Source organism: Motilimonas thetidivivens, assembly GCF_046452435.1.
Classification (GTDB): domain Bacteria; phylum Pseudomonadota; class Gammaproteobacteria; order Enterobacterales; family CBDFNC01; genus Motilimonas.
Map to the genome: position 1 here is coordinate 189,625 of NZ_JBKFDK010000001.1, position 23,836 is coordinate 213,460.

Annotated in this window: 28 protein-coding genes; 21 read left to right on the forward strand and 7 right to left on the reverse strand. The window is 44.2% G+C overall.

Going from position 1 to position 23,836, the window contains the following annotated elements; all coding sequences use genetic code 11:
- Window positions 1–160: 160 nt before the first annotated feature.
- Together ACK8OT_RS00915 and purE are read right to left on the reverse strand one after the other, a co-directional pair.
- Complete coding sequence (locus tag ACK8OT_RS00915; protein WP_410194630.1) at window positions 161–1,297, reverse strand: 5-(carboxyamino)imidazole ribonucleotide synthase; 1,137 nt, start codon at window positions 1,295–1,297, stop codon at window positions 161–163.
- Between the two features lies 1 nt (window position 1,298).
- Window positions 1,299–1,784 carry a 5-(carboxyamino)imidazole ribonucleotide mutase gene (gene purE / locus ACK8OT_RS00920; protein WP_410194631.1) on the reverse strand — a complete coding sequence of 162 codons (486 nt, stop codon included), beginning with the start codon at window positions 1,782–1,784 and terminating at the stop codon, window positions 1,299–1,301.
- A 396-nt stretch (window positions 1,785–2,180) separates the two neighbouring features.
- On the opposite strand from purE, the gene ACK8OT_RS00925 reads away from it, so the two are divergent.
- From ACK8OT_RS00925 to ACK8OT_RS01005, 17 genes are all read left to right on the forward strand, one after another.
- Complete coding sequence (locus ACK8OT_RS00925) at window positions 2,181–2,639, forward strand: methyltransferase family protein (protein WP_410194632.1); 459 nt, start codon at window positions 2,181–2,183, stop codon at window positions 2,637–2,639.
- An 89-nt stretch (window positions 2,640–2,728) separates the two neighbouring features.
- On the forward strand, window positions 2,729–3,025 hold the full coding sequence (locus tag ACK8OT_RS00930; RefSeq protein WP_410194633.1) for a BolA family protein: 297 nt from the start codon (window positions 2,729–2,731) through the stop codon (window positions 3,023–3,025).
- Window positions 3,016–3,969, forward strand: coding sequence for a 1-aminocyclopropane-1-carboxylate deaminase/D-cysteine desulfhydrase (locus ACK8OT_RS00935; protein WP_410194634.1), 954 nt, complete (start codon window positions 3,016–3,018; stop codon window positions 3,967–3,969). The genes ACK8OT_RS00930 and ACK8OT_RS00935 overlap by 10 nt, the downstream gene beginning before the upstream one ends.
- Window positions 3,970–4,031: 62 nt before the next feature.
- On the forward strand, window positions 4,032–5,057 hold the full coding sequence (gene rluF, locus ACK8OT_RS00940; RefSeq protein WP_410194635.1) for a 23S rRNA pseudouridine(2604) synthase RluF: 1,026 nt from the start codon (window positions 4,032–4,034) through the stop codon (window positions 5,055–5,057).
- 319 nt (window positions 5,058–5,376) lie between these two features.
- Window positions 5,377–6,246, forward strand: coding sequence for a DUF6279 family lipoprotein (locus tag ACK8OT_RS00945; RefSeq protein ID WP_410194636.1), 870 nt, complete (start codon window positions 5,377–5,379; stop codon window positions 6,244–6,246).
- Between the two features lie 551 nt (window positions 6,247–6,797).
- Window positions 6,798–7,241, forward strand: coding sequence for a hypothetical protein (locus ACK8OT_RS00950; protein WP_410194637.1), 444 nt, complete (start codon window positions 6,798–6,800; stop codon window positions 7,239–7,241).
- A 127-nt stretch (window positions 7,242–7,368) separates the two neighbouring features.
- The gene (locus tag ACK8OT_RS00955) at window positions 7,369–7,860 is read left to right on the forward strand and encodes a hypothetical protein (protein WP_410194638.1); all 492 of its coding nucleotides are present in this window, start codon (window positions 7,369–7,371) and stop codon (window positions 7,858–7,860) included.
- A 98-nt stretch (window positions 7,861–7,958) separates the two neighbouring features.
- On the forward strand, window positions 7,959–8,426 hold the full coding sequence (locus ACK8OT_RS00960; RefSeq protein WP_410194639.1) for a hypothetical protein: 468 nt from the start codon (window positions 7,959–7,961) through the stop codon (window positions 8,424–8,426).
- A 107-nt stretch (window positions 8,427–8,533) separates the two neighbouring features.
- Complete coding sequence (locus ACK8OT_RS00965) at window positions 8,534–8,956, forward strand: hypothetical protein (RefSeq protein WP_410194640.1); 423 nt, start codon at window positions 8,534–8,536, stop codon at window positions 8,954–8,956.
- 32 nt (window positions 8,957–8,988) lie between these two features.
- Complete coding sequence (locus tag ACK8OT_RS00970) at window positions 8,989–9,378, forward strand: hypothetical protein (RefSeq protein ID WP_410194641.1); 390 nt, start codon at window positions 8,989–8,991, stop codon at window positions 9,376–9,378.
- 123 nt (window positions 9,379–9,501) lie between these two features.
- Entirely contained in the window at window positions 9,502–9,825 is a 324-nt protein-coding gene (locus tag ACK8OT_RS00975) for a DUF1493 family protein (protein WP_410194642.1), read from the forward strand.
- Window positions 9,822–10,946 (forward strand): threonine ammonia-lyase, encoded by a 1,125-nt coding sequence (locus tag ACK8OT_RS00980; RefSeq protein ID WP_410194643.1) that lies wholly within the window; start codon window positions 9,822–9,824, stop codon window positions 10,944–10,946. The genes ACK8OT_RS00975 and ACK8OT_RS00980 overlap by 4 nt, the downstream gene beginning before the upstream one ends.
- Before the next feature lie 93 nt (window positions 10,947–11,039).
- Window positions 11,040–11,498 (forward strand): GNAT family N-acetyltransferase, encoded by a 459-nt coding sequence (locus ACK8OT_RS00985; protein ID WP_410194644.1) that lies wholly within the window; start codon window positions 11,040–11,042, stop codon window positions 11,496–11,498.
- A gap of 326 nt (window positions 11,499–11,824) precedes the next feature.
- On the forward strand, window positions 11,825–12,598 hold the full coding sequence (locus tag ACK8OT_RS00990) for an NERD domain-containing protein (protein WP_410194645.1): 774 nt from the start codon (window positions 11,825–11,827) through the stop codon (window positions 12,596–12,598).
- Window positions 12,599–12,806: 208 nt separating this feature from the next.
- Window positions 12,807–13,304, forward strand: coding sequence for a DNA topology modulation protein (locus tag ACK8OT_RS00995; protein ID WP_410194646.1), 498 nt, complete (start codon window positions 12,807–12,809; stop codon window positions 13,302–13,304).
- Window positions 13,305–13,508: 204 nt separating this feature from the next.
- A complete protein-coding gene (locus tag ACK8OT_RS01000; RefSeq protein WP_410194647.1) occupies window positions 13,509–13,967 on the forward strand; it encodes a hypothetical protein in 459 nt (152 codons plus the stop codon).
- A 264-nt stretch (window positions 13,968–14,231) separates the two neighbouring features.
- Window positions 14,232–14,690 carry an HIT family protein gene (locus ACK8OT_RS01005; protein ID WP_410194648.1) on the forward strand — a complete coding sequence of 153 codons (459 nt, stop codon included), beginning with the start codon at window positions 14,232–14,234 and terminating at the stop codon, window positions 14,688–14,690.
- Between the two features lie 9 nt (window positions 14,691–14,699).
- Here the strand turns inward: ACK8OT_RS01005 and ACK8OT_RS01010 are convergent, their stop codons facing one another.
- From ACK8OT_RS01010 to ACK8OT_RS01030, 5 genes are all read right to left on the reverse strand, one after another.
- Window positions 14,700–14,867 (reverse strand): DUF2496 domain-containing protein, encoded by a 168-nt coding sequence (locus tag ACK8OT_RS01010; protein ID WP_410194649.1) that lies wholly within the window; start codon window positions 14,865–14,867, stop codon window positions 14,700–14,702.
- A gap of 44 nt (window positions 14,868–14,911) precedes the next feature.
- Complete coding sequence (gene priC, locus ACK8OT_RS01015; RefSeq protein ID WP_410194650.1) at window positions 14,912–15,478, reverse strand: primosomal replication protein PriC; 567 nt, start codon at window positions 15,476–15,478, stop codon at window positions 14,912–14,914.
- Window positions 15,472–16,257, reverse strand: a complete 786-nt coding sequence (locus tag ACK8OT_RS01020) for a sulfite exporter TauE/SafE family protein (protein ID WP_410194651.1) — start codon at window positions 16,255–16,257, stop codon at window positions 15,472–15,474. The genes priC and ACK8OT_RS01020 overlap by 7 nt, the downstream gene beginning before the upstream one ends.
- Window positions 16,257–18,323, reverse strand: a complete 2,067-nt coding sequence (dinG, locus tag ACK8OT_RS01025; protein WP_410194652.1) for an ATP-dependent DNA helicase DinG — start codon at window positions 18,321–18,323, stop codon at window positions 16,257–16,259. Before dinG ends, ACK8OT_RS01020 begins: the two co-directional genes overlap by 1 nt.
- Before the next feature lie 230 nt (window positions 18,324–18,553).
- Entirely contained in the window at window positions 18,554–18,943 is a 390-nt protein-coding gene (locus tag ACK8OT_RS01030; protein WP_410194653.1) for a TraR/DksA family transcriptional regulator, read from the reverse strand.
- A gap of 200 nt (window positions 18,944–19,143) precedes the next feature.
- Here ACK8OT_RS01030 and dusC point away from each other — a divergent pair, with 200 nt between their 5' ends.
- From dusC to dnaX, 4 genes are all read left to right on the forward strand, one after another.
- Entirely contained in the window at window positions 19,144–20,097 is a 954-nt protein-coding gene (gene dusC, locus ACK8OT_RS01035; protein WP_410194654.1) for a tRNA dihydrouridine(16) synthase DusC, read from the forward strand.
- A gap of 28 nt (window positions 20,098–20,125) precedes the next feature.
- Window positions 20,126–20,485, forward strand: a complete 360-nt coding sequence (locus ACK8OT_RS01040; RefSeq protein WP_410194655.1) for a YbaN family protein — start codon at window positions 20,126–20,128, stop codon at window positions 20,483–20,485.
- A 95-nt stretch (window positions 20,486–20,580) separates the two neighbouring features.
- Entirely contained in the window at window positions 20,581–21,126 is a 546-nt protein-coding gene (apt, locus tag ACK8OT_RS01045; RefSeq protein WP_410194656.1) for an adenine phosphoribosyltransferase, read from the forward strand.
- A 6-nt stretch (window positions 21,127–21,132) separates the two neighbouring features.
- On the forward strand, window positions 21,133–23,808 hold the full coding sequence (dnaX, locus tag ACK8OT_RS01050; protein WP_410194657.1) for a DNA polymerase III subunit gamma/tau: 2,676 nt from the start codon (window positions 21,133–21,135) through the stop codon (window positions 23,806–23,808).
- Window positions 23,809–23,836: the final 28 nt, after the last annotated feature.

Sequence of the window (23,836 nt, forward strand, 5' to 3'; positions counted from 1 at the left end):
GAGCCCGATAATTACAAATCGACTGCTTACTAATCGTTGTAATTTTATAACTAGTTTATTTATTTACTTTGATATGACACCGTATTTTTCTTAGAAAAATAAAAAAACCAGCTAAGGTGTCGACCCAAGCTGGTTTTGGTGTTTAAAAATGAAGTTGTGCTTAATCGAACTTAGTTAAAACAGCACTGATCCCTTGATGGGTACTGCTTGGTAGCAATTGCTGTAAATCCAGCAGTTTTTGCTTTAGGGCTTGTTTGTCATGAGCACTCACGTTGATATGTCCCATCTTGCGGCCGGGTTTATTCTCTTTGTTGTACCAATGGATAGCAACACTAGGAATAGCCAACACTTGATCATCTACTTGGGCTTCGCCGAGTAAATTAACCATCAAGCTTGGACGGATCAATTCTGTGTCACCTAATGGCAGATTACACACCGCGCGAATATGGTTTTCAAACTGACTTGAATAACAGCCTTGCTGAGTCCAATGACCCGAGTTATGTACACGTGGGGCGATTTCATTAACCAGCAGCTTGCCATCAAGATCAAAGAACTCCACGGCCAACACGCCAACATAATCCAGCGCCTCGGCGATAGCCGTAAACATTTGATCAGCCTGCTGCTGTAAAACGTCACTTTCACCCAACGCCAACGAAACACTCAGTACCCCATTTTCATGGTGGTTTTCTGTTAGTGGGTAAGTTTTAACCTCACCATTGGCATTACGAGCACCGATCATCGAAACTTCGCGTTGGAATGGAATAAACTGCTCAGCCACAATCGCTTGCGAGGCATCGCTACTGGCTAAAACCGATGCCATTTGCTGCCAAATCACACCCGCTTGAGCCGCTTCTTTTAAACGCCATTGGCCTTTTCCGTCATAACCGTCTTTTGCGGTTTTAAATACGATGGGTAAGCCCAATTTAGCAATAGCCGCTTCAAAGCTGGCTTGGTCTGTTACCACGTGGTATTTAGCGTTACTCACACTGGCTTGATCGAGCAATGCCTTTTCAAGACGGCGATCGCCACCTGCTTGAATTGCATTGGCACCAGGTTTGAGCTTACCGCTTTGCTGGGCAAGGGCGAGAACAGGGGCGGGAATATGCTCAAACTCAGCAGTAATAACATCAACTAACTCGATAGCTTGCTGATAGCTCAGCGCTTCTGGCTGTTGCGTAATAGGGTGCACTATGCGGTCTTGGTTAACATCATAGGCAATAATGCGTATGTTGAGTGGCTCGGCAGCCAAGCACATCATACGAGCAAGTTGGCCTGAGCCAAGCACTAAGACTTTCATATTAGTCCTCTGATGGATCAGGGTTAGCCAATACGGTATCGGTTTGCGCTTTTCTGAAACTGTCAATTTTGGCCATCAGTTCGTCATCGCTGGTTGCCAGAATTTGCGCCGCAAGTAAACCTGCGTTGGCTGCACCAGGATCGCCAATAGCCAGAGTGCCCACCGCGACGCCTTTTGGCATTTGCGCGATAGAAAGTAGTGAATCGACGCCATTTAGCGCCTTTGACTTAACGGGCACACCTAATACCGGAAGGCTAGTAAATGCAGCCGCCATACCCGGTAAATGGGCTGCGCCGCCAGCACCTGCGATAATGACTTTTAAGCCACGACTTGCAGCTGCGCCAGCGTAATCAGCTAATAGCTGAGGTGTACGGTGAGCCGAAACTACTTTGGTTTCATAAGCGATACCAAATTGATCTAGCATAGCCGCTGCATGTTGCATTGTCGGCCAATCTGATTTTGACCCCATGATGATGCCAACTTTCATGTTACTTCCTTCCAAGCTTTAACGTCCAACACCCCTCAATGCCAAAAAACACCTAACCTAAGCTTAAGTTAATCGCTTAAGTGAATAGGAGAAGTGGATAGAATTTAGCCGAGTGGTAAAAATGGCGCCATTTATACTACTTTGGTGCCCCAATAGTCAAACTGAGCCCGAGCTATTTGTCTTGAAGTAAATTCAATAAACCAATAAATATTAATAAGTTAATGTTGCAAAAAAAATAACTACTCGTTAGCGACTAGATAATAACTAGATAACAGCTAGGTTGATAGCGGACACTCTGAGAGCACCTTACTTTAAGCTGCTAGAAAAATGCGCTATAGCAAGGCCAAGGCAAGCTATGATAGGTTTAAACAATGTCAGGTAAACGGAGGTATGACCATGTCCTTATCGTTAAAAGTGCTGCCAGTAGGCGTATTTGTTGTCGCTATGGTACTGGCCAAGCTGGTGGCCGTTTGGTTACCGGGCTCGTTTATCCCCACTCAAGCTGTTTTACCTCTGGTCATCGTATTGGTGTTATTGGGTTTAGTGTTTGGTTTGTCGGGCGTAGGCTTATTTCGCCGCTTTAAAACCACAGTCAACCCGGTTAACCCTGAACAAGCGACCACCTTAGTCACCTCGGGTATTTACCGTTATAGCCGTAATCCTATGTATCTAGGGCTACTGTTTTGTTTGTTAGCGTGGACGAGTTACTTAGGATCCCTTGCTGCGTTTATCTGCGCTCCTTTGTTTGTGATTTACATGAACTTGTTTCAAATCATCCCTGAAGAGCAAGTGCTAACGCGTTTGTTTGGTCAGCAGTATCAGGCGTATTGCGCCAAGGTAAGGCGCTGGCTTTAAGGCACTCATTTAATGAACTGGTTTACGACATAGCAGCAGGGTAAACTAGCACACCATAGTTCAGTGCAATTCAGTGAGAAAACAACCTTATGATCCAAGAACAAATTACTCAAAAACTACAAACGGCCTTTACGCCTGAATTAATCGAAGTGGAAAACGAAAGCCATAAACATCGCTCAGATCATGGGGCAGAAAGCCATTTTAGAGTTGTGCTCGTCTCAGCGGCGTTTGAAGGCATGCGCTTAATTGCCCGCCACCGCGCGGTTAATGAATTATTAGCCGATGAGTTAGCTAATCAGATCCACGCCTTAGCCTTACACACCTTTACCCCAGCAGAATGGCAAGCCAAAGGTCAACAAGCTAACCGCTCTCCGGCATGTCGATAAGCCCACTGCCATTTCAAACTAGCCCTGTTCAATCGATACAGGTAAATGGGCTTGAACTTTGGCTTAAACGCGACGATTTACTTGATACTTACTTCTCGGGGAATAAAGCGCGTAAGTTTGCTTACTTTTTGCAGGGCGAACAGCTGCAAGGCGGTAAAATCGTGGGTTATGGCTCGGCGCAGGCTAATTCTTTGCTGAGCCTTGCCGCGCTTGCCAAGCTTAAACAGGCGCAGCTGGATTTCTATGTACAACATTTACCTAGCTTGTTAGTGGCCAATCCCAGTGGTAATTATCAGCATGCGCTGGCCTTAGGGGCGAAGATAAAATGTTTACCCGCTGAAATTAAGGGCGAGCAAATTGAGCCCTATCTGCGTGCAATGCTTAAGCAAAACGAGCCAGACAGCGTATTGATCAGCGAAGGAGGGCGCATGGCAGAGGCCAAGTATGGCGTCGCTCAATTGGCTGATGAAATCTATCTATGGGCTAAACAGCAAAACCTATGCCAATTAAATCTGGTATTGCCTTCGGGTACAGGCACCACTGCCTTGTTTTTACAGCAATCTTTGCGTGAGCGTTTATCCTCGCAGGGCGACGTGAACATTGAGGTGTTTACTTGCCCTTGTGTTGGCTCGGTCGATTACCTAGTGCAACAATTTCGCTCTTTATCCACTGATGAGGCCGATTTTCCACAGATAGTGACGCCGACTAAAAAGTATCACTTTGGTAAGCTTTATCGCCAATGCATTGAAATTTGGCAATTATTATTACAACAAACTCAAGTTGAGTTTGAGCTACTTTACGATCCCATCGCTTGGTTAACCATCATGCCATGGCTCGCGGAGCATCGCCAAGGCGAGCCAATCATGTATTTACATCAAGGCGGGGTATTGGGAAACGAGACCATGCTTGCGCGCTATCGCCGTAAGTATCCGGATTTGTTTTAAGCTTTTAATTGCAGTACTGACATAATCACCCTAAAATTTGCCTTTTTTTGTGGGACAAACGCATGAGCCAGCCAGAAAACGAGCCAAAACGGTTAAATAAATACATCAGTGAAACTGGTTTTTGCTCGCGCCGAGAAGCCGACCGCTTGATTGAAACCGGTCAAGTGCAGGTGAACGGACAAGTTGCTGGAGTTGGTGTGAAAGTCACCAGCCAAGATACCGTGTTAGTGAATGGCAAGCCTGTTAAAGCGAAGCAAAAAGCGGTCTATTTGGCTTACCACAAACCCGTTGGCATTACCTGTACGACCGAGCGCCATGTTCATGGCAATATTGTCGATGCGATTAATCATCCGCTGCGTATCTTTCCAATTGGCCGTTTAGATAAGCCATCTGAGGGCTTGATCTTTTTAACCAGTGACGGCGATATCGTTAATAAAATATTACGTGCCGGCAACCAGCACGAAAAAGAATATGTCGTGACGGTGGACAAGCCGATCACCGATGAATTTTTGCGTCGCATGGCGCAAGGCGTGCCCATATTAGGCACCATTACTCAGCGCTGTAAGGTACAAAGAAAAAGTCAGTTTGTGTTTAACATCATTTTGACTCAAGGCCTTAACCAACAAATTAGAAGAATGTGTGAATACTTAGGCTACAACGTAACTAAGTTAAAACGCATTCGCATCATGAGTGTAACCTTAGATAAACTTCACAAGGGTCAGTGGCGCGAGCTAACCGAACAAGAAATGCAACAAATTACGGGCATGCTGGCCGATTCTAGTAATGCCGAGCAAGCGTCTACTCAGGTGTCGAAGCAGCAGCAACAAAAAGCCCTCAAACAAGGCCAAGTGAAACTGGGCCAGCGTAAATTTTCGACCCGAGGTGTTAACTCAGCCAAACGCCAGCAAGCAATATCAGAAGGGGAAGGGCCGCATAGCCATCATGGCCAACGTAATAAACCCAGTCATCCCCCTAGAAAGGATACAAAAAGAAAGGATTCAAAAAGAAACGACGCCAACAGGAACGACCAACAAGGGAGTGATAATAATCCCTATGCCGGTTTTAATAAAAAGCCGCGCAAATCCTAGTTTCTATAACGTTGGGAAACACACCTAAACTAATATAACCTGAGCTTTGAATTAGCTAAATCGTATCAATAATCCGCAAAAACGCAGTGAATATGTCCTTATACGCTCTGCGTTTTCATCCCTAAAAACGAAGTTTTGCTACTTATTCATACGATTTCTTAGCTGGCTGTATTAACCCGAATTGAGGTTAATAAAAGTTTAGTGATGCGGTGTAAAGCCGCAAAATATCGCATTTGACTTGCCTTTGGCTGCACAAATGAACGAAACTCAAACTTATCACGTAGATAATAACAGTGATAAGTTTGAAGGACGTTAACTAATGGAGCCAAAAGGGCGCAAAGTCACCCGTTATCTCATCAGCCTAATCTTGGCTTTATTTCTCGTTGGCTGCTCCACCCAATTTACCTACAACAACCTAAGCTGGCTGGTTTACTGGTATCTAGATGATTATGTAGAGCTGACTAGCGAGCAAAGAAAGGTTTTTGATCAAAAACTTTACGCATTTCAACTATGGCACCGCTATAACGAGCTGCCACGCTATCAAAGCCACCTAGATGAACTCATCAAGGATGTAAACAAAGGCCCATTAACACTGGCGCGCATTGAATATCATCACCAAGCATTTATTGATCATTGGCAGCGGCTAAAGCAAAAGGCCGTCCCCGAACTCGTCGCGATGGCCCCCATGCTAAGCCAGCAGCAGGTTGATCAACTGTTTGCTGCATTGACGAAAAAGAACCACGAGCGAACCGACGAAATAGTTAAACTGCAATCAGCCGCCAAGGATAAACAGCTGCAGGTTATGCTGGATGAGCGCCTTGAGGGAATAAGTGAATGGGTTGGTAAGCTAAGCCCACAGCAAAAGTTATTAGTGAGCCAAGCCAATCAAGACTATTTTGATAATCGACTGCTTTGGCTTCAATATCGCGCTCGCTATCAAAACGAGCTTAAAAACGCCTTTAGTTCGGCGGGTAATAGTGATGTACTACAAGCCCGGCTCACACAATTATTATTAAAACCAGAACCCTTGCGCGGCCAGCCATTGCAACAGCAACATAGCTATAACGTAAAGGTTTACCACCAGTTTTTAGTCGAGTTAGGACAAAGCCTAACGCCAACACAGCGCCAGCATTTAAGCGCGAAAATAATGAAATATCACAATGACTTTAATGCCTTGGCGCTTAATTGACGTGGTCAGCTAATAACCCTTAAAACTGGTCAAGCCTTATAGAGCGCTTAATCCCAATATAACGATTCCTATGCTCTTGTAACGGGGGCTTTCATTCTTGAAAGTCAGTTTTGTTAGCTGTTTGTAGGCTAACAACTTGCAATATGCTTAAGCTACACAGGGCTTTAATCAAGCGTTGCTCAATATAATCAAGGCTGAGCTAGCCATGAACTAACGACTACCTCCGTGCTTGTGTTTTTATACAGGTGTCATGGCGTTTGGCTGGTTTTACCAAGTGTTGGCGCGGTAAATAATTGCAAAAGTCTCGCTTTGTTCACATCGAGTTATTAATTCATTGATATATAATCACAAAAAACATCTGCTCACCGATTTACGGGGGCCAAATTAGGCCTCGGTAATTTTTAGTCTCGGTTTGTTTTCCTCTGGGATCAGAGTTAGCCGTTAATTAATGAGGTTAAGTTGTTGATTAGTAATTATTTTAATGGGGTTGGCCTAGGCGGTAACGTGTGGGTTTACCAAGAAAACCGTATAATACACTGTTAAGGGTTAAGATGAATCGTTTACTATATCTACTATTATTTGCTTCCATTAGCGCTACTGCAGGTGACTTTAGCAGCCCGGAAAGTGCAATTAAGTCACTGGAGGCAGCATACGCCAATCAGGATATGCAGAAAGCGATGGAAGCCCGAGATTTTCACGCTGAAGCCTATTTAATGATCGCTGATGTTAACAAGGAATATTTGAGCGACCCGGAAATAATGCTTGAAACAGAGAAAGTGTTAAAGCTCGGCTTTCAAACTGAAATGAAAAATGGCTTGCCTGATTTCTCTGGCGTTGAATGTGTTCTTAAAGACAAAGAAACACTAAAGAATAACGTCGTTCGCTTTGTTGAGATATGTAAATTTCCCGGTGGTGGTCAATCTAAGCAGTATGTGCATGCTTATAAAGGAAAAAATGGCTGGAGGTTTGTAGCATATGCTGGCAATAACCCTTAACAATTCCAGGCAGCAACGTTCGCTGCGCTCACTGGACCTCGCAAGCTCGGCCGCTGCTGGCGGGCGTTAGGTGTATAAATTGATTTTGAGACTTTGGTTAGTACTAATAATTGGAGTAAGCACAACAGTGAGTTTTGCTGAAAAACAATTCCCTCCGGTTCCTGAGTGGCAGCCAGACTTCTTTTCTAGTCCAGAAGCACTATTGGAGAAGATGGTTTTTTATACAAACAATCAGAAAGACCTGGTTCAATTTAAACACGGCACGATAGTAATTATCCCTGACAACCTTAGCGTTCAAGAAGCGCATGAATTCGCATTGAAAGTACTCTCCGATATTTACAATTATCATCCTGATATGAATCCAACACCGATGAAGGATGGAAATTTGGTCGTTCAATATAACCATCCTGCATTCAATGTTGTTTTAGAAGAGTTTGTCGCTGGGCACATGGAAGAGATCCGAAAACTACATTTGAAGGGTCTTGCGACCGATGAGGTTCTAATTACACCATCTGGTAATAATGTATTTGACGAATTTGGCATGAAAGCACTCTATGGAAGATCTTTTATGTTTATGGATGCACAGAATCCGGAAATTATTGAAGTTTACAGGCATTGATCACCTAACAAGGTGAAGCACCCGCGCGTTCCGCGCTATGGAAAAAATTTCACTGGCGTTCAATTTTGTCGGTGTTCAAGGACGTTAAGTATCAAACAATGAATCCTTTAGACAAATTTATTAAACAAGGCTACGAGTTATTCTCATGCTATGAAAAGCCAGAGCAGTGCATAGATCACCAGGGCGATTTTGAGTATCTGGAATACGAGAAAAGTTTGACTGGTGTAATGCTTGATGATCTAGAAATGAATCACCTAGGGCATATTTGTTGGGGGCCGTTGAGTGCTCTAGGCGCTGAAGCTATTGCTTACTATATGCCTAAACTTATTGAATTTGCATTGCTGGGGCTTAATGACAAAGCTGATGAGCCATTCTTTAATTTGTTTACTTTAGTCATAGGTGACCCAGTAGACCATGAACGCTTTTCTCTTTTGGGCTATGAGCAGAGGAACTACATATACAGGACATTTTTGCTACTAAAAGGACTCAACTTTCGTGATGAACACCTTGTTTACGGATGCTATGATGATTATTTTGATGAAGCAATTGAAAACTGGAAAACTTAACAATCACATCAAGTGGACAGTCAAACCGCTCGCCATTTTGGTGCCTTCGGCAAGTATAGGCGAGCGGTTTGCTTGCTTATTATATGGGCGTTAGAAGTAAGGTGTATATGGTTCGCATTCTAATTCTATTATTGTTTCCAACTTTGTGCTTTGCTGGAGGAGACTACAGTGAAGTTCGTATTAATGAATTTTATGGGAGCGGAGCCAGAGCCGATTTTACAATTGAATTTGTGAATGATCGTAAGTTTAATGAAATCTGTGATGTACTAAAAGTACAGGTAAAGTATAAGAGAGTACCTTGGTACTCTTGGTTACCATTTGTTCATTCTAGCCATCCAGCATCTACCGATACGCAAAAATCGGTGGCATATTTGGAGAATGCATTTACAGAAAATGAAACTGTAAACTTTGGCTACATGGGGCATGGTTTGAAGCAAAGTGATAAGCCTTGTGAGTTTATCAGTAAAGGGCTTCGTTTAGATGGGGTTGATGAATTTCATTATATTATGTCATTCCATGATCCCGTATAAATTCTAAAGCGTTATGAAACGGTGGTAATTTCATGAATTCAGTTAAATCGCTATTACATATAAATTATCTGTTAATTGGAAGTTTTGCACTCTTATTTGCGTTATGGATCGGAACTTATATAACGAATGCTTTTGATGTATACAGTGGAATACTATCTAAATATGATGTTCTTTCTAAGCCTTATTTAATCGAATATGTCGTGGGCGTTCAGTTCATTAATAAATACCTGGTAACGAGTTTATTTTGGTGTGCAGTATTTCATGCTTTAATTGGCATACTTCTTCAGCATTGGTTACGTGATTATAAATATGTTGAAAGAACATGTATTGTATTTGGGTATGCTGGTGTTGTACTAGCATTATTTACAATTAGCTTTGTTATGGTATTTATTTTAAAACCATTTATGCCTTTTTACTTATAAAAATCGTTACATGCTAGTCAATTTAAATACAACTAAAACAGTTGGTTAGGTTAGCTTCGCTCCACATTCCAACCAATAATTTTAGTCCGCTTAATGTGGGCGTTCAATTCCTTGAGAGAGAGCATGCGTAACAAGATAATCGAATTGATTTCCTATCACGGCGGCATTAAGCCAGAAAGGATTTACGATGATGCTAGGTTAGAAAAAGACCTTGGCGTTACTGGCGATGATCTGTGGGAATTGTTAGAAGACATGGATAAAGAGTTTGAGATAAATTGGAAAGACACAGATTTCTCATATTTCTTTTATCCTGAGTGCGCAGGTTTTATTTGGAGCGCAATAAACAAAGAAAGGATGAGAAGTATCAAGGCTCATCCAATAACAGTAAATCACTTAATTTTGGTCGCCCAAAGAGGAGAGTGGTTTACACCGAAGAGTGAGAATTGAACAAGGCGCTGCAACCTACAGCCAAAAGTGTCACTCGTTTTGCAAAAATCCGCAAAACAAGCGCCATTTTGTCTTCCGCTGAGCGCGGCGTTAAATTACATGGAGACACAGTGGAAAATTTAAAGGAATACCCCATTTCACTTCACGAGATATATAAGGCTAAAAAGGTGGTTTCAGCTTACATGAAACCATCCCCTCTAATTAAGTATGATAGTTTATCCCGATTACTTGGTTGTGAGGTTTACGTGAAGCATGAGAATCAAAATATCACGGGAAGTTTTAAAATCAGAGGTGGTATAAACATTATGTCACACCTCAAAAAAGCTAAAGTGAACGGTGTTGTTACCTTCTCAACAGGTAATCACGGCTTATCTGTTGCCACGTCAGCAAAACTATTTGATATACCGGCAATTGTAGTAGTGCCAGTTGGCTCTAACCCTGTAAAAATTGAGTTAATAAAACGCGCGGGTGCTGAAGTCATTGAAGCTGGTGAAAACTTCGATGAAGCGGCTAAGGTTGTGGCTGATATTAATGAAACGAAAGGCTATTACTACGTTCACCCTGCTAATGAACCCCTTGTAGTAAATGGCGTTGGTACAGAGTTTCTTGAAATCATTGAAGAGATTCCAGACGTTGATACTGTAATTTTACCCTTAGGTGGTGGTAGTGAAGTCGCTTCAGGGATTAGTGTTTTAAAATCAATATCACCTCAAATTAGCATTTACGCTGTTCAAGCAGAGCTATCGTCAGCTGCTTATCAGTCATGGTGCAGTAAGAAAATTGTTGAAAGCAGTAATCAAACCTTTGCAGGTGGCTTTGCTACTGGAACAGCTTATGACACTACTTTTAACATTTATCGTGACAAATTAGATGACTTTATCCTTCTTTCAGAGCAAGAAATTCTACAAGGTATCGCTTTAGCGGCTCATCACACAAAAAATTTAGTAGAAGGCGCAGGAAGTTCAACAATTATGGCTGCATGGAAGTTAAGGGAAAAATTGGTAGGAAAGAAAGTTGTGCTTCAGTTTAGTGGCTCTAATGCATCACCTGATGAGTTAACTAAAGCTTGTGAGCTGTCTAGCTTTCGTGATGGAAAAATAATTTTAGAATCAGTTGAATAGTGCAATGTTGGGCTGTCCCGTAAATAGCGTCACTGCGGGCCATGTTCTCGCTTGCGCTCGCCCCAAATTTTGGCGTTAAGTTTAGGAGTTTTAATGAAACTTGAAATTGTCGAAGGTTACCCCGATCAGCTAAAGGGGATTGAGGCGCTATTTCGAAGTTTTGGTGATTTCAACGAAAAAGTTTTAGAGCACTCCCTTAGAAACAGGGTTGGTATTATTTGTGTTTATGCATACGAAAATGATCTACTCGTAGGCTGTAAGATTGGCTTTAGCCCTAGGCTAGGGTATTTTGAAAGTTGGATCGGGGGTGTTCATACAGACTATCGATCACAAGGAATAGCAAAGAAATTAGCTTTGGCTTTACAAGAGACACTTAGGGGAAAAGGCTATCGCTTTCTCGAAACAGTCACTTCAAATGACAACCTGCCCATGCAACTTGTGAATTTGAAGACGGGCATGAGAATTGTAGGTACATTCCAAGATCGTGGGAATGAGTTAAAACTAAAGTTTCAAATGGAACTACAAACTGAGCCCGCCCGTAGCGAGCTATAGGGCTATTTAGATGGCTGCACTATTTTTCTTCGTCAATGGTCGCATGCTGCTTGCCTTGCAAGCTTAAGTTTGTAAGATTTTGTTGGTAAAGGATTTCAAAGCGTTGTTGTTCGTGGGTGTACATGACTTTACTTCAGTAAGCTCCATCAAAGTGAGGAGTAACTTGAGTATGAAAGAACAACTAAACTCCGCTGCGAAGTGGCTTCGTTCAACAAACGGCTCCAAGTGCTCACTATTTGTGCCCATGCCGCGAGCGCCAATTTTGACTCAAACCTCGCACTGGTTGTTTGTGCGAAAGCCGAGCGTTAGTTGAATAAGGAAGTTACGTGGATATATTTGGATTACTCTCAGGTGCTTTAGCTCAAGTTTGGTACTTTCTACCTTTGCTACTTCTCGTTTCGATATTCAAGAGTCGATGGTTTAAAGGTATGTTTGGCGAGTTTTTGGTAAACAAACTGCTGTCACAGTTGCCCGAGTCAGATTACAAGTTGATAAAGGATGTAACCTTACCCACAGAAGGTGGCACAACACAAATCGACCACGTTGTTGTGTCTAAGTTTGGTATTTTCATTGTTGAAACGAAAAACATGAAAGGTTGGATCTTTGGCTCAAAAAGTCAAAAATACTGGACTCAAAAAATCTATCGCCATACTTCTAAATTTCAGAATCCTCTTCATCAAAATTACAAACACGTCAAAACCCTTGAATCATTATTGGGCTTAGATTCATCTAAGTTGCACTCTGTCATCGTTTTTATTGGTGATAGTACGTTTAAAACGGATATGCCTAACAATGTTACTCACGCACGAGGTTGTTTGGATTACATAAAACAGTTCATACAGCCTGTATTTTCAGAGGCGGAGTACGGTCAAGTTATCGAAGCCATCAATGAAGTTAAGCTAAAGAAAGGTGTGGTTACAGATCTAAGGCACATACAACACGTAAAAGAGATGGTCGCTTCAAAAGAAAACAGAAAGCAATGTTCACGTTGTGGCTCTGTAATGGTTGTGCGTGAAACAAAGCGTGGCGAAAATAAGGGTAAACCGTTTTGGGGTTGCTCCTCTTTCCCTAAATGTAGGTCAGTGGAAAAATTCAACTAAAAAACCGAATTTAGAATCAATAGCTAATGCTGAAGTGTCAATGGAGCGTTGCTGTATAGTTCTCGTTTGAACGCTTTTCAAGGCGGTAGAATTGACAAAAAAGGTGTTCTTGTTATTTTGCTTGAACAGCGCCGCAATGTTAAAACCAATGTGACCAAGCATATAGGTGGATGTTCTATTACTTTTAACAGGATTGATGGTGAGTACGATGAAAAGGATTGCAGTCATTGGCTCTGGCGGTTCAGGGAAATCGACATTTTCAGCGTTATTAGGTAAAGAATTGAATTTGCCTGTTTATCATCTCGATCAGCTATATTGGAAACCAAATTGGGTTAAAACGCCAAAAGATGATTGGCTCAAAATTCAACAAGGTCTTTGTGAAAGCGAGCATTGGATTATAGATGGAAATTACCAAAGCACCCTTGATATAAGGTTTGAGGCTTGTGATACAGTGATATTTTTGGATGTAAACCGATATACCTGTATTTATCGAGCGCTAAAGAGAATATTATTAAGCCGTGATCGCCCTGATTTAGCCCAAGGTTGTGATGAACGGTTCGATATCGAGTTCATCAAGTTCCTCTGGGAGTACCCGAATAACTCGAAACCCGTAATCATGGACAAGCTCAAAGCACTGGCAAGCAAAAAACGTGTAATTATTGCCAAATCTGGCGAGCAAGCGCTTCGCCTTTGCAAATCCAGTTAACCCTAGTTCGCTTTTTCTTTACTGGGGTGACAAAACCTGTTCCATTTTTTTCGTGTTAGGAGCGAGATGATTGACATGCGTAAACGGCCTAATGTAAAACGTATAGCGGGACATCCAATGTATAATTGTCTAATCATTTAGGTGGGTGTCACAGCTTTCCCTAATGGGTCGCTCTACCACGATGGTGCTGAAGGAAATCGTGCTATGTTCAAGAATGTTATTATTTGCACACTCTTAATGATTCTAGTAGCTTGTTCAAAGCATCAACCTGAAATCACCGCTGTAGAATTTGTGGAGAAAATGAAACTTGGCGATAATCTATTTAGTCTAAGTTTTAAAGTTTCCAAGAATACGCAAACGTTTCGGTTGCTTGCCAAAAATCTTGGTGAAAATGAAGCCTCAACTCGCTTAGAAAAAGAACTTTTCAAAAAAGTGAAAATTCATCAGGGAAAATGGAATGATAATTTGGCTAACTCATATCTTGAGTACTTTTCAGTGGCAGAGTTAAACTCAATTTTCTACGAAAAACGTAACTCTAAATATGCAGAAAAAATGACTAAAATGCAGAAAAGAGTAGGCGATAGCATGGAAAATAGGTCAAAAGAATTACTCAAGTTAGTAGTTACAGAGTCACTTAACAGTGTAAATAAAAGTGTACAGTAAGCACCTAACTAATAAGAATAGGTGTCGCGCAGCCGACCCCCTATATTCGGTTATTGGACAGGCTCGGATTATCCCCGGATCCTCGATAAGCTCGATTTCCCTCTTTCATTAAGCAAATTTCGCTATTCAGCATTTGCCGCGCTTAGCCTGAGTCCTTTTTTCAAGGCGAGCGGGATGGATGCAAGGGGCGAACATAATGTATACGCCTTTATTATCAGTTTGTTATAGCTTGTTGGGCAGAGGCAGTACGAAAGGAAAGTCGATATGAAGTGTATTTTTTGTGAAATAGTGTCAGGAAGCTTACCTTGTCATAAAGTTTGGGAAGACGAAAAGCATTTAGCCTTTCTTTCTATTTTTCCTAATACGAAAGGTTTTACCGTGGTGATCCCTAAAGCGCATTATTCAAGCTATGCCTTTGCACAAACAGATGAGGTCTTGTCTGAGTTAGTGATTGCAACCAAGAAGGTAGCCAATTTACTTGATCGTGCATTTGATAATGTGGCCAGAACAGGAATGTTCTTTGAAGGCTATGGGGTAGACCATCTCCATAGTAAGCTGTTTCCGATGCATGGGACGGGAAATAATCCCGAGTTTAAGCTGGTGGAATCAAAAGTGGATAAGTTTTTTGACTGCTATGAAGGTTACCTTTCCTCTCATGATTATAAACGAGCTGACGATAATGAATTAGTGCAAATTGCTGCGCATATTCGCTCATTTATTTAGACCAGCCAGTTATTTATCAGCATCAGTCGCCGCTTGCGCGACTTGCTTTTGCTTACAATCCTTAAGCACAATTTCCAGCGCCGCGATGGCTGTGTCAATTTCAATTTCATTTTCTTCAAGAATTTGAATCAAATCGACGGCGAGTTGAATGTGTTTAGGGGCGTTGGCTAGGCTCATTATTACTCCTTGGTTGGCTAGGTGATGGCTAAGTTATGGCTTAGTTAAAAGTTACCGATAAAGGCATTGGAGCCTTCAAACTCGCGCACGGCCAGCTCAACCTCAAAGGTGGCGCTTTTACAGCGTGCTAGCCTTTCTTCTAAGGTTTGGGTCGCTATTTGGGCTTGGCGTTTATCGTTGCCATACAATTGCGCTGCTTGCTGCTTACTGTGGGCGATCATTTGCTCTAAGCGCCGTTCATATTCATATTGTTTCTGTAGCTTTTGGTAAAGCTGCTTTTCTTGCTGGCTGGGGTGATGAGAAAAAATATGACCGTTGCCTTGCTCGGCTTGGCTTACTAATTTAAGCAGCGCAGAAAATTGATCGGTTAAAGCTTCACATCTATGGTTGATGAGCTGTGATGAAACTTTATTTTCAATGGCTTGCTGTAAATCGATGATTTTCTTTTCTACTTGCAGGCAATAGCCCGTTAGGCTTTTTTCTGGCTTGGCGAATAAGTTTTTATTGAAGTGAAAATGCTCGCGCTGCTTAGCCGTAAGCCGATTATCCAAATGCTCACATTGCTGCTTGAGTTGATTTATCCGCTGCATTAATTGTGAAATATCTACCATGCTTCAATCGCCAGTTTTACCGCCATCACTACCACCACTAAGACAAAGATAGGGCGAATAAATTTACCGCCAAAACGAATGGCGGAATGAGCGCCTAAATAAGCCCCCACCATTAAACACATGCCCATGCTTAAGCCTAATACCCAGTTGATATGGCCAAGTATAATAAAGGTGGTTAAGGATAAGAAATTACTGGTGAAGTTCATGGATTTGGCCAAACCCGAAGCCAGCAAGATGTTGACCTTATAAAGCGCTGCTGCCGAGACGGTCCAAAATGCGCCGGTGCCGGGCCCTGCAATGCCATCGTAAAAGCCAAGGCTTAAGCCTTGGATCCATTGCTTTTTGACCAGTTTTGGGCCCGTTTTAGGCAGGTCGTTTTGGCTGTCTGAAGGAAAGCGATTAAACACCGTATAAATCGCCGTGGCTAAGATAACGATGGGCAGCGCCTTATCTAAAAATTCGGTACTGATAAAGTTGACCGCTAAGGTGCCACTAATTGCGCCTATACCGGTGGCATAAAATGATTTGCGCCAAAATACCGGATCAAATAGTTGTTTTTTATAGTAGGTCCACGCCGCGGTTGAGGAAGCAAAGGTGGCGGCCAGTTTATTGGTGCCCAGCGCCATATGGGGAGGCAAGCCTGCGCTGAGTAATGCGGGAATGGTGAGCATCCCGCCGCCGCCAACCACGGCGTCAATAAAGCCCGCGATCAGACCCACGCCGCAAATAAGCAGAAATAAACTGGGTTCAAGGGGCAATGCAAAACTGAAATCAAACATTAATATTGAATATCTCGTTTAAATGGCGGCAAGGAATCGAGTAAGCCCTTGCCGTAACGGCGCGTGACAAGGCGACGATCAAGAATGGTAATTTGGCCCCAGTCGTTTTCTTTTCTGACTAGGCGACCACAAGATTGGATTAATTTTTTACTGGCCTCGGGAATGGTAATTTGTAAAAAAGGATTACCGCCGCGGCTTTCAATCCACTCCGCGTGCGCTTCTTCTACGGGGGAGGTGGGCACGGCAAAGGGCAGTTTAGTGATGATCAAATTGGTCAGGTAATGTCCGGGTAAGTCTAAACCTTCCGATAAACTGCCGGTGCCAAACAAAATGGCGGTTTCGCCTTTGTCACAACGCGCCTTGTAATCAGCCAATAGCTGACTGCGAGACAGTTCACCTTGCAGTAAAATTGGCGTATCTACTTTGCTTTTTATTTTTTCGGCGACTAACCGCATTTGCCAATAGGAAGCAAACAGCACCAAGTTACCTTGCTCTTTGGCAATCAGCTTGGGCACCTTTTCACATAGTTCATTATCAAAATTGTCACTGCCGGGCTCAAATTGCATCGCCGGCAGGGCAAGGGTGATTTTGTCATAGTCAAAAGGTGAGCGCAGGCGCAGATATTGGGTGCCGTCATCTTGTTTTAGGCCACTTTGATGGCGAAAAAAATCAAAGCTATTTAAGGCCGTTAGCGTAGCAGAGCATAAAAATACCCCAGCCGCTTGTGACCACAGTTGTTGCTCTAATAGGCCGCCTACCTCAATCGGTGAGGCCGCCAGCATGATGTCTTTGTCACCTTGGTCGAGCTGTTTTGCCCAGCAGGCCAGAGGCGCATGTTTGCCCGTTGGCTCCTTGGCTAACATGGTCCACAGCTGCAAAAAGGTTTCCAACCGCTGCACATTATTGCCCACATCGGCCATCAGTGGCTCGGCGACCTTGGTTTTAATATCACCTTGCTTGAGCTGCTCGGCGATGGTGCTAAGGAGTTTATTTAGCGCCTTTAAACAGGTGCGGCTTTCATCTCTGATGGTTCTGGCATGTTGTGGCAAAGGGTCGGGCAGTTCGCCCATGGCAAACCGATAGCTGCCATCGTTGTTAAACAGCGAGGTGTTATGGTTAAAAAATTGCGCCACATGGCCGAGCTCTTGTTTGATGGTGAGCGCATTGGCCACCATTTCACTGCCGACACTTAAGGTCGAGGTGCCACTGAGCTGCTGGGCAATTTTTCGATTAAGTAGCTCAAGCTTGCCGAGCCAATTAATGCTGGCGTTGATGGCAATATGGGCACTGGCAAAATCACGGGCAATACTGGGTAAATGATGAGCTTCATCCATCACATAAAAACAGCTATCGGGCACAGGTAAAATAATGCCACCGCCTAACTCGGTATCGGCGAGCAATAAGGCATGATTGACCACCAACACGTCGGCTTTTTCTAATTCATCACGGGCTTTGTGAAACGGGCACTGATGGTGATGGGAAAGAGCGCGGCTACAGCTGTGTTTATCGGCGATGATCTGTTGCCAAACATGGTCGGCAATGGGGGTGGGCCAAGTGTCACGATCGCCTTGCCATTTACCGGCTTGATAGGCTTTGTATAGGCGTTTAACTAATTCAATGTCTTTGGCTTTTGGCTTTTCATCCCACAGGGCAATTTGTCCATCTTGTGGATCGGCCAGGGCGCGTAGTTTATGTTCGCAGCAATAGCGGCCGCGGCCTTTGACTAAGGTGAAGGTAAACGAGAGGCTGCTATGGCGCAGGAAAAACGGCAGATCTTTATTGATCAATTGTTCTTGCAAGGTCACCGTTGCGGTAGAAATAATCAGTTTTTTATTCAGATTCAACGCAACGGCTAAGCCGCCAAGTAAATACGCCAGGGATTTACCAATTCCGGTGCCTGCCTCCGCCACCAGCATACGGCGCTGAGGATGATATTCGCCCGCCAAGGTTTTAGCGATTTCGGCCACTAAGTAGTTTTGCTCTTTACGTACTTGATAGTCAGGTAGAGATTGACTGATATTTTGGTACGTTTCACGAATAAGCTGTTTTACTTCTGGCTTTAGCATGGCTGAGTCGAAAGATGAAGGTGAACGGATTGTAACAAGTTATCGACATTTGCCCAAGCAGGATTGCTGGTTTTGTTGTACGGCTGCGGCCTTTGACGGGCTGGCGGAAAATAGAATGACTAATTACAGGTGGGTGTGTTTAAGGTTAGGTATGGCATTGCAATGGGGCAGAGCGGGCTTTCATCCTTGAAGTTCGCCCCTGACATGATGCTGACGCAGTATTGTTTAATCTAAAGCGCAATCACGCCTGTTTTACGCTTTTGGTATTTCTCTTTACAGCGAAAACAACGTTGCTCAGTCGGATCTTGTGATAGCAAGGCCATTTCGATTGGCTCTTCGCAATCCGAACACAAGCCATACAAACCTAAATCGATTTGGCATAGGGCAGCATCGATTCGCTTGATCATGGCGATGGCGGGCTTAAATTTCGGTTCATCCAAGTGGATGGCGTACTCAATAAACTCTGCATTGGTGAGTTGCATCAAGCGTGCTGCTGCCATGCGATGGCTTGGTTGCTCCGCTTGCTCCAAAAAAGCGATTATCCTATTTTTTTGTTCATTTAGTTGCGTCATTAACTCTGTTTGAAAATGGGTTAAGTCAGCGATTTGATGCTCAGTCATTGTGCACTCTGGGAAAAATTGTCAGGCTGACATCATAGTGAGCAAACAGGGCTAAGGTGCTGATATAGGTCAATTACAGCATGATTTAAGCTAAATGCAGCCCTTGATTTGATGCAGATCATCTTACTAAAACTTGAGCAATGGGTGACAAAATGTCGGTGACACCCTAAAATCCGCGCTTCAATTGTAAGAGGCCTGTTATGCGCGTTGTTTTAGCTCCGATGGAAGGGGTTGTCGATCCGTTAATGCGACAAGTATTAACCGGTATCAATCAATATGATTTGTGTGTCACCGAATTTATTCGTGTGGTGGATATGCGCCTGCCTAAAAAGGTGTTTTATCGATTATGCCCAGAATTACATCAAGGCGGTAAAACTGACGCGGGTACCGATGTACGCGTGCAATTATTGGGGCAAGCGCCGCAATGGTTGGCAGAAAATGCTTATCGGGCTGTTGAGCTTGGCTCTAAAGGGATTGATTTAAACTGTGGTTGCCCGTCTAAAACCGTCAATGGCTCCAATGGCGGCGCGGCTTTGCTTAAAGAGCCAGAGGTGATTTATCAAGCGGTTAAAGCCATGCGTCAAGCTGTCCCAGATAAGCCTGTGTCGGTTAAGGTACGCTTGGGCTGGGAATGTAAAAGTCAGCGTTTAGAGATTGCCGATGCCGCTTATCAAGGCGGAGCAACCGAGCTGACCGTGCACGGGCGCACCCGCGCAGATGGCTATCGCGCCGAGCGTATTGATTGGGCGGCCATTAACGATATGCGCCAAGCCATTAACATTCCGGTTATTGCCAATGGTGAGGTTTGGCAGGCTGAAGATGCGAAACGCTGCCTTGAACAAAGTGGCTGCGACGATATTATGTTGGGGCGCGGTGCATTGGCGATGCCCAATTTGGCCAATGTGATTAAGCTGGGCCATCAGCCCATGCCTTGGGCGGAGGTGGTGAACTTACTGCTGCGCTATTCTGGGTTAGAATGCAGTGGCGATAAGCATTTATACTTTGGTAATCGCATCAAGCAATGGCTTAAATATGTGGTGTGCAGTTATCCGCAGGCACAAGCCTTGTTTGAAGAAATTCGTCCGTGTCGGCAAACCGATGAAATTTTGTTGATTTTACAACGCCATCACGCACTCGCTCAGCAGTCAGCGTAAAATTAAAAAAGGGAGTTGAACCAAGTTTATGATAAAACGACCTTTTTACTTTGTTTGTGGTTGCCTTGCATTTTTGCTTGGGTTAATTGGCATTCCTTTACCGGTTTTACCTACCACCCCATTTATCTTATTGGCCGCTTTTTGTTTTGCTAAAAGCTCAGAGCGGTTTCATCAAGCCTTGCTCAATCATCCTTGGTTTGGCCCTATGATCAGGGATTGGCAGGCTAAGCGCGCCATCGCTAAAAAAACCAAACAACGGGCATTAGTGTTAATGAGCCTGGCCTTTGCCATTTCTATCTATATAGTGCCACTGATATGGATAAAGGCATTATTACTTGTGTGTTTTTTATGCTTATTCACGTGGATGTATCAGTTAAAAGAAACTTAAACCTCAATTTAAAGGCCTATGCCTTGAAAGCAAGGTATCAAGTGAATAAGCTTACCTTCTTTAATGTTTACGACACTTCAAAATAGGACCCTCTGATGGATTCGGCCACTCAAAAATTACTCACTGACAGTATTAAATCGATTGCAGATTACCCTAAAGCCGGCATCACTTTTCGTGATATCACTAGCTTGATCGAAAATGCAGAGGCGTTTGCTAAGTCTATTGAACTTCTTGCCGCGCATTACCGCGACAAGGGCATCACTAAGGTGGTTGGCACCGAAGCACGTGGTTTTATTTTTGGTGCGCCGGTAGCGGCCGCTATTGGGGCGGGTTTTGTGCCTGCTCGCAAGCCGGGTAAATTGCCTAGAGCCACTGTGGTGCAAGTTTACGATCTTGAATACGGCACCGATATGCTACAAATTCACAAAGATGCCATTGAAGCGGGTGACAAAGTGGTTGTGATTGATGATCTATTGGCAACGGGCGGCACCCTAGAAGCAACCATTAAGCTAATCAAAGAGCTAAAAGGTGACGTGGTTGGCGCAGGGGTGGTGATTGAATTACCTGATTTAAAAGGTAAAGCTAAATTAGATGCCCAGCAAGTTGAGTTGTTTAGCTTGATCCAGTTTGAAGGTGAGTAACTTCCTATGAGTTATCAGGTGTTAGCGCGTAAATGGCGTCCGCATAATTTTAGCCAAGTTGTAGGGCAACAGCATGTGCTGACCGCCTTGATCAATGCCCTTGATCAAAACCGCTTACACCATGCGTATTTATTTAGCGGCACGCGAGGCGTAGGTAAAACCAGTATTGCGCGGATCTTAGCGAAAAGCTTGAACTGTGAAGAAGGGGTAACATCTACCCCTTGTGGTGTTTGCCATCATTGCCAAGCTATCGATGAAGGTCGCTTTGTTGACTTACTTGAAATCGATGCCGCGTCACGCACTAAAGTCGAAGATACTCGTGAGCTACTCGATAATGTGCAGTACAAGCCAGCGCAAGGTCGTTACAAGGTTTACCTGATTGACGAAGTGCACATGCTGTCTAAAAGCAGTTTTAATGCCTTACTCAAGACTCTTGAAGAGCCACCTGAATACGTTAAATTCTTGCTCGCGACCACAGATCCACAAAAGCTGCCGATCACTATTTTGTCGCGTTGTTTGCAGTTTCATTTAAAGAGCTTAAACAGCGAAGCCATTCATCAGCAGTTAGCTTATATTCTCGATCAAGAGCAACACAGTTATGAGCAAGGCGCACTGCAGGCGCTAGCGAAAGCAGCTCAGGGCAGTATGCGTGATGCGTTAAGCTTAACGGATCAAGCCATTGCGTTTGGTAACGGTGTGGTAAACTATCAGCCGGTGCTGGCCATGCTGGGTACCTTAGACCATCATCAAGTGATCCAGTTGCTGCATTTTGTCGCCGCAGGTGATGCTGCAAAATGTTTACAAAAAGTGGCTGAGCTGGTCAGTTTAGGACCCGATTTTGCGCTAGTACACAATGAGTTGGCAGCCACCTTGCATCAGGTAGCACTGGCGCATATGTTGCCTTCTACACTCAATGCTTTGGATGACAGCGAGCCGATTCGTGTTTTGAGCGAGCAGTTATCCCCCGAGCAAGTGCAGCTTTATTATCAAATTGCCATTAAAGGCAAACAAGACTTGCCATTAGCACCTGAGCCACGCATTGGTCTTGAGATGACCTTATTGCGTATGCTCGCGTTTCATCCTTTGACTACATCGGCAAGGGCCGCTCATGCAGCCGCTGGGCAAAGAGTACAAAATAACCCAGTAAAGGTTGACGCGACGGCACCGATCGCGACGACAACGCCTAAGGTGCAAGACATCGTTTCGCCCGCCGTTACGACCGATAATGCCGTGATTGCCGCGCCGCAACCAAACGCGAATCAGGCTATGGCACAAACACAAGAACAAACGCAAACACAGCCAGATACGCCGGCGCTAAGGCGTGATGATGCTGTTGAACCTTTGAACCAAGCTCAATCCCCTGAACCGTTACATGCCGAGACTGCATACGCAGAGGCTGCCAATGTCATTGAAGCTAGCCCAGCGATGACTACCGCGTCGGCTGTAACAACTAATACATCTAACGAGCCTGTTACAACAGCGGCCACGGGCTTAACTGGTGTGCTCGAAAAGCGCAACATGTTAAGGAGTCGCAAACTTGCCCTTGAATCGGGTAAGGCGAAAGCCAAACCCATTGTCGCAGCCCCTATTGCCGAAAATCCCAGTGCCGAAAATCCAAGTGCTGCACCAGCGCCGCAAGCTGAGCCTGCTCAAGCACAACAGATGGCGCCTCAGCCGACACCTGTTTCGCCAATGGCGCAGCCAAATATCGCGCCTAATACTACGCCGATTACCACGCCTAATTCTGCGCAGAATACCGCGGCAAATACCGCAGCGCCAACCACTGAGGTTGATTTACCTTGGGAAACCGATGAGCCTAAACAGGTCAGTGCACCTACCACGATGACCGCGTTAAATCCGGCGCCATCAAGTGCCGTGGAGCAAGGCCCGCCTGATTACGGCGACCTGCCGCCAATCGAGGCATACGGTAATGATTATGCGCAGTATTTTGAAACACCTGACTACAGCTATCCGCATGAAATGGACGCCAGAGCAGATTTTGAGCCTGCTGGACAGGGCGAGCCTATGCTCGCTCAAGATATTGCACAAAGTCCAAATCAAGACCTTCATGCAGAGCCAAACTTTTCAGAGCCAAGAGGTGAGCTTAATACTAGGGCAGAAATAGCGCCCAGCACTGCCCAGCAAAGCCGCCAAGCCCCTGAGCCATTAGCGCCAGCTGATATGCCGCGTCAGTCAAATGCTGACCAAGGGGCTGTCGCAAATGCGACTAGCGCTTTGCCCACATCACTAGCCATGGCTGAGTTTGAAATACCCAGTGGTTTTTCGCCGCAAAACAATGACCCTTGGTGTCGACTGATCGATAAAATGGGACTGGGCGGTATCTTGCGCCAGCTGGCATTAAATAGTGTGTTGCTTGACGCTAACTTGGCGCAAGCCAGTCAGTTAAGGTTATTATTACAGCCTACCAGTGCCCACTTAGATAATGACAAAAATTATCAGCAACTGCTCCAAGCGGTGCAAAAGGTGTTGCCGCAAATTCAATCTGTTGAGATCCAAATCGGTCAAGATGCCAACTTGGCCACACCGATAGAAATCGAGCAGCAAATTTACTTAGCTAGGCTAGCGCAAGCTAAAATCGATATACAACAAGATGAAGCAGTGAACTTTTTTATTGCGCGTTTTGGCGCGACGGTTGATGAAGCGTCAATCAAGCCAAAATAAAGCCATTAAAACCCTTGAAAAATGTTGG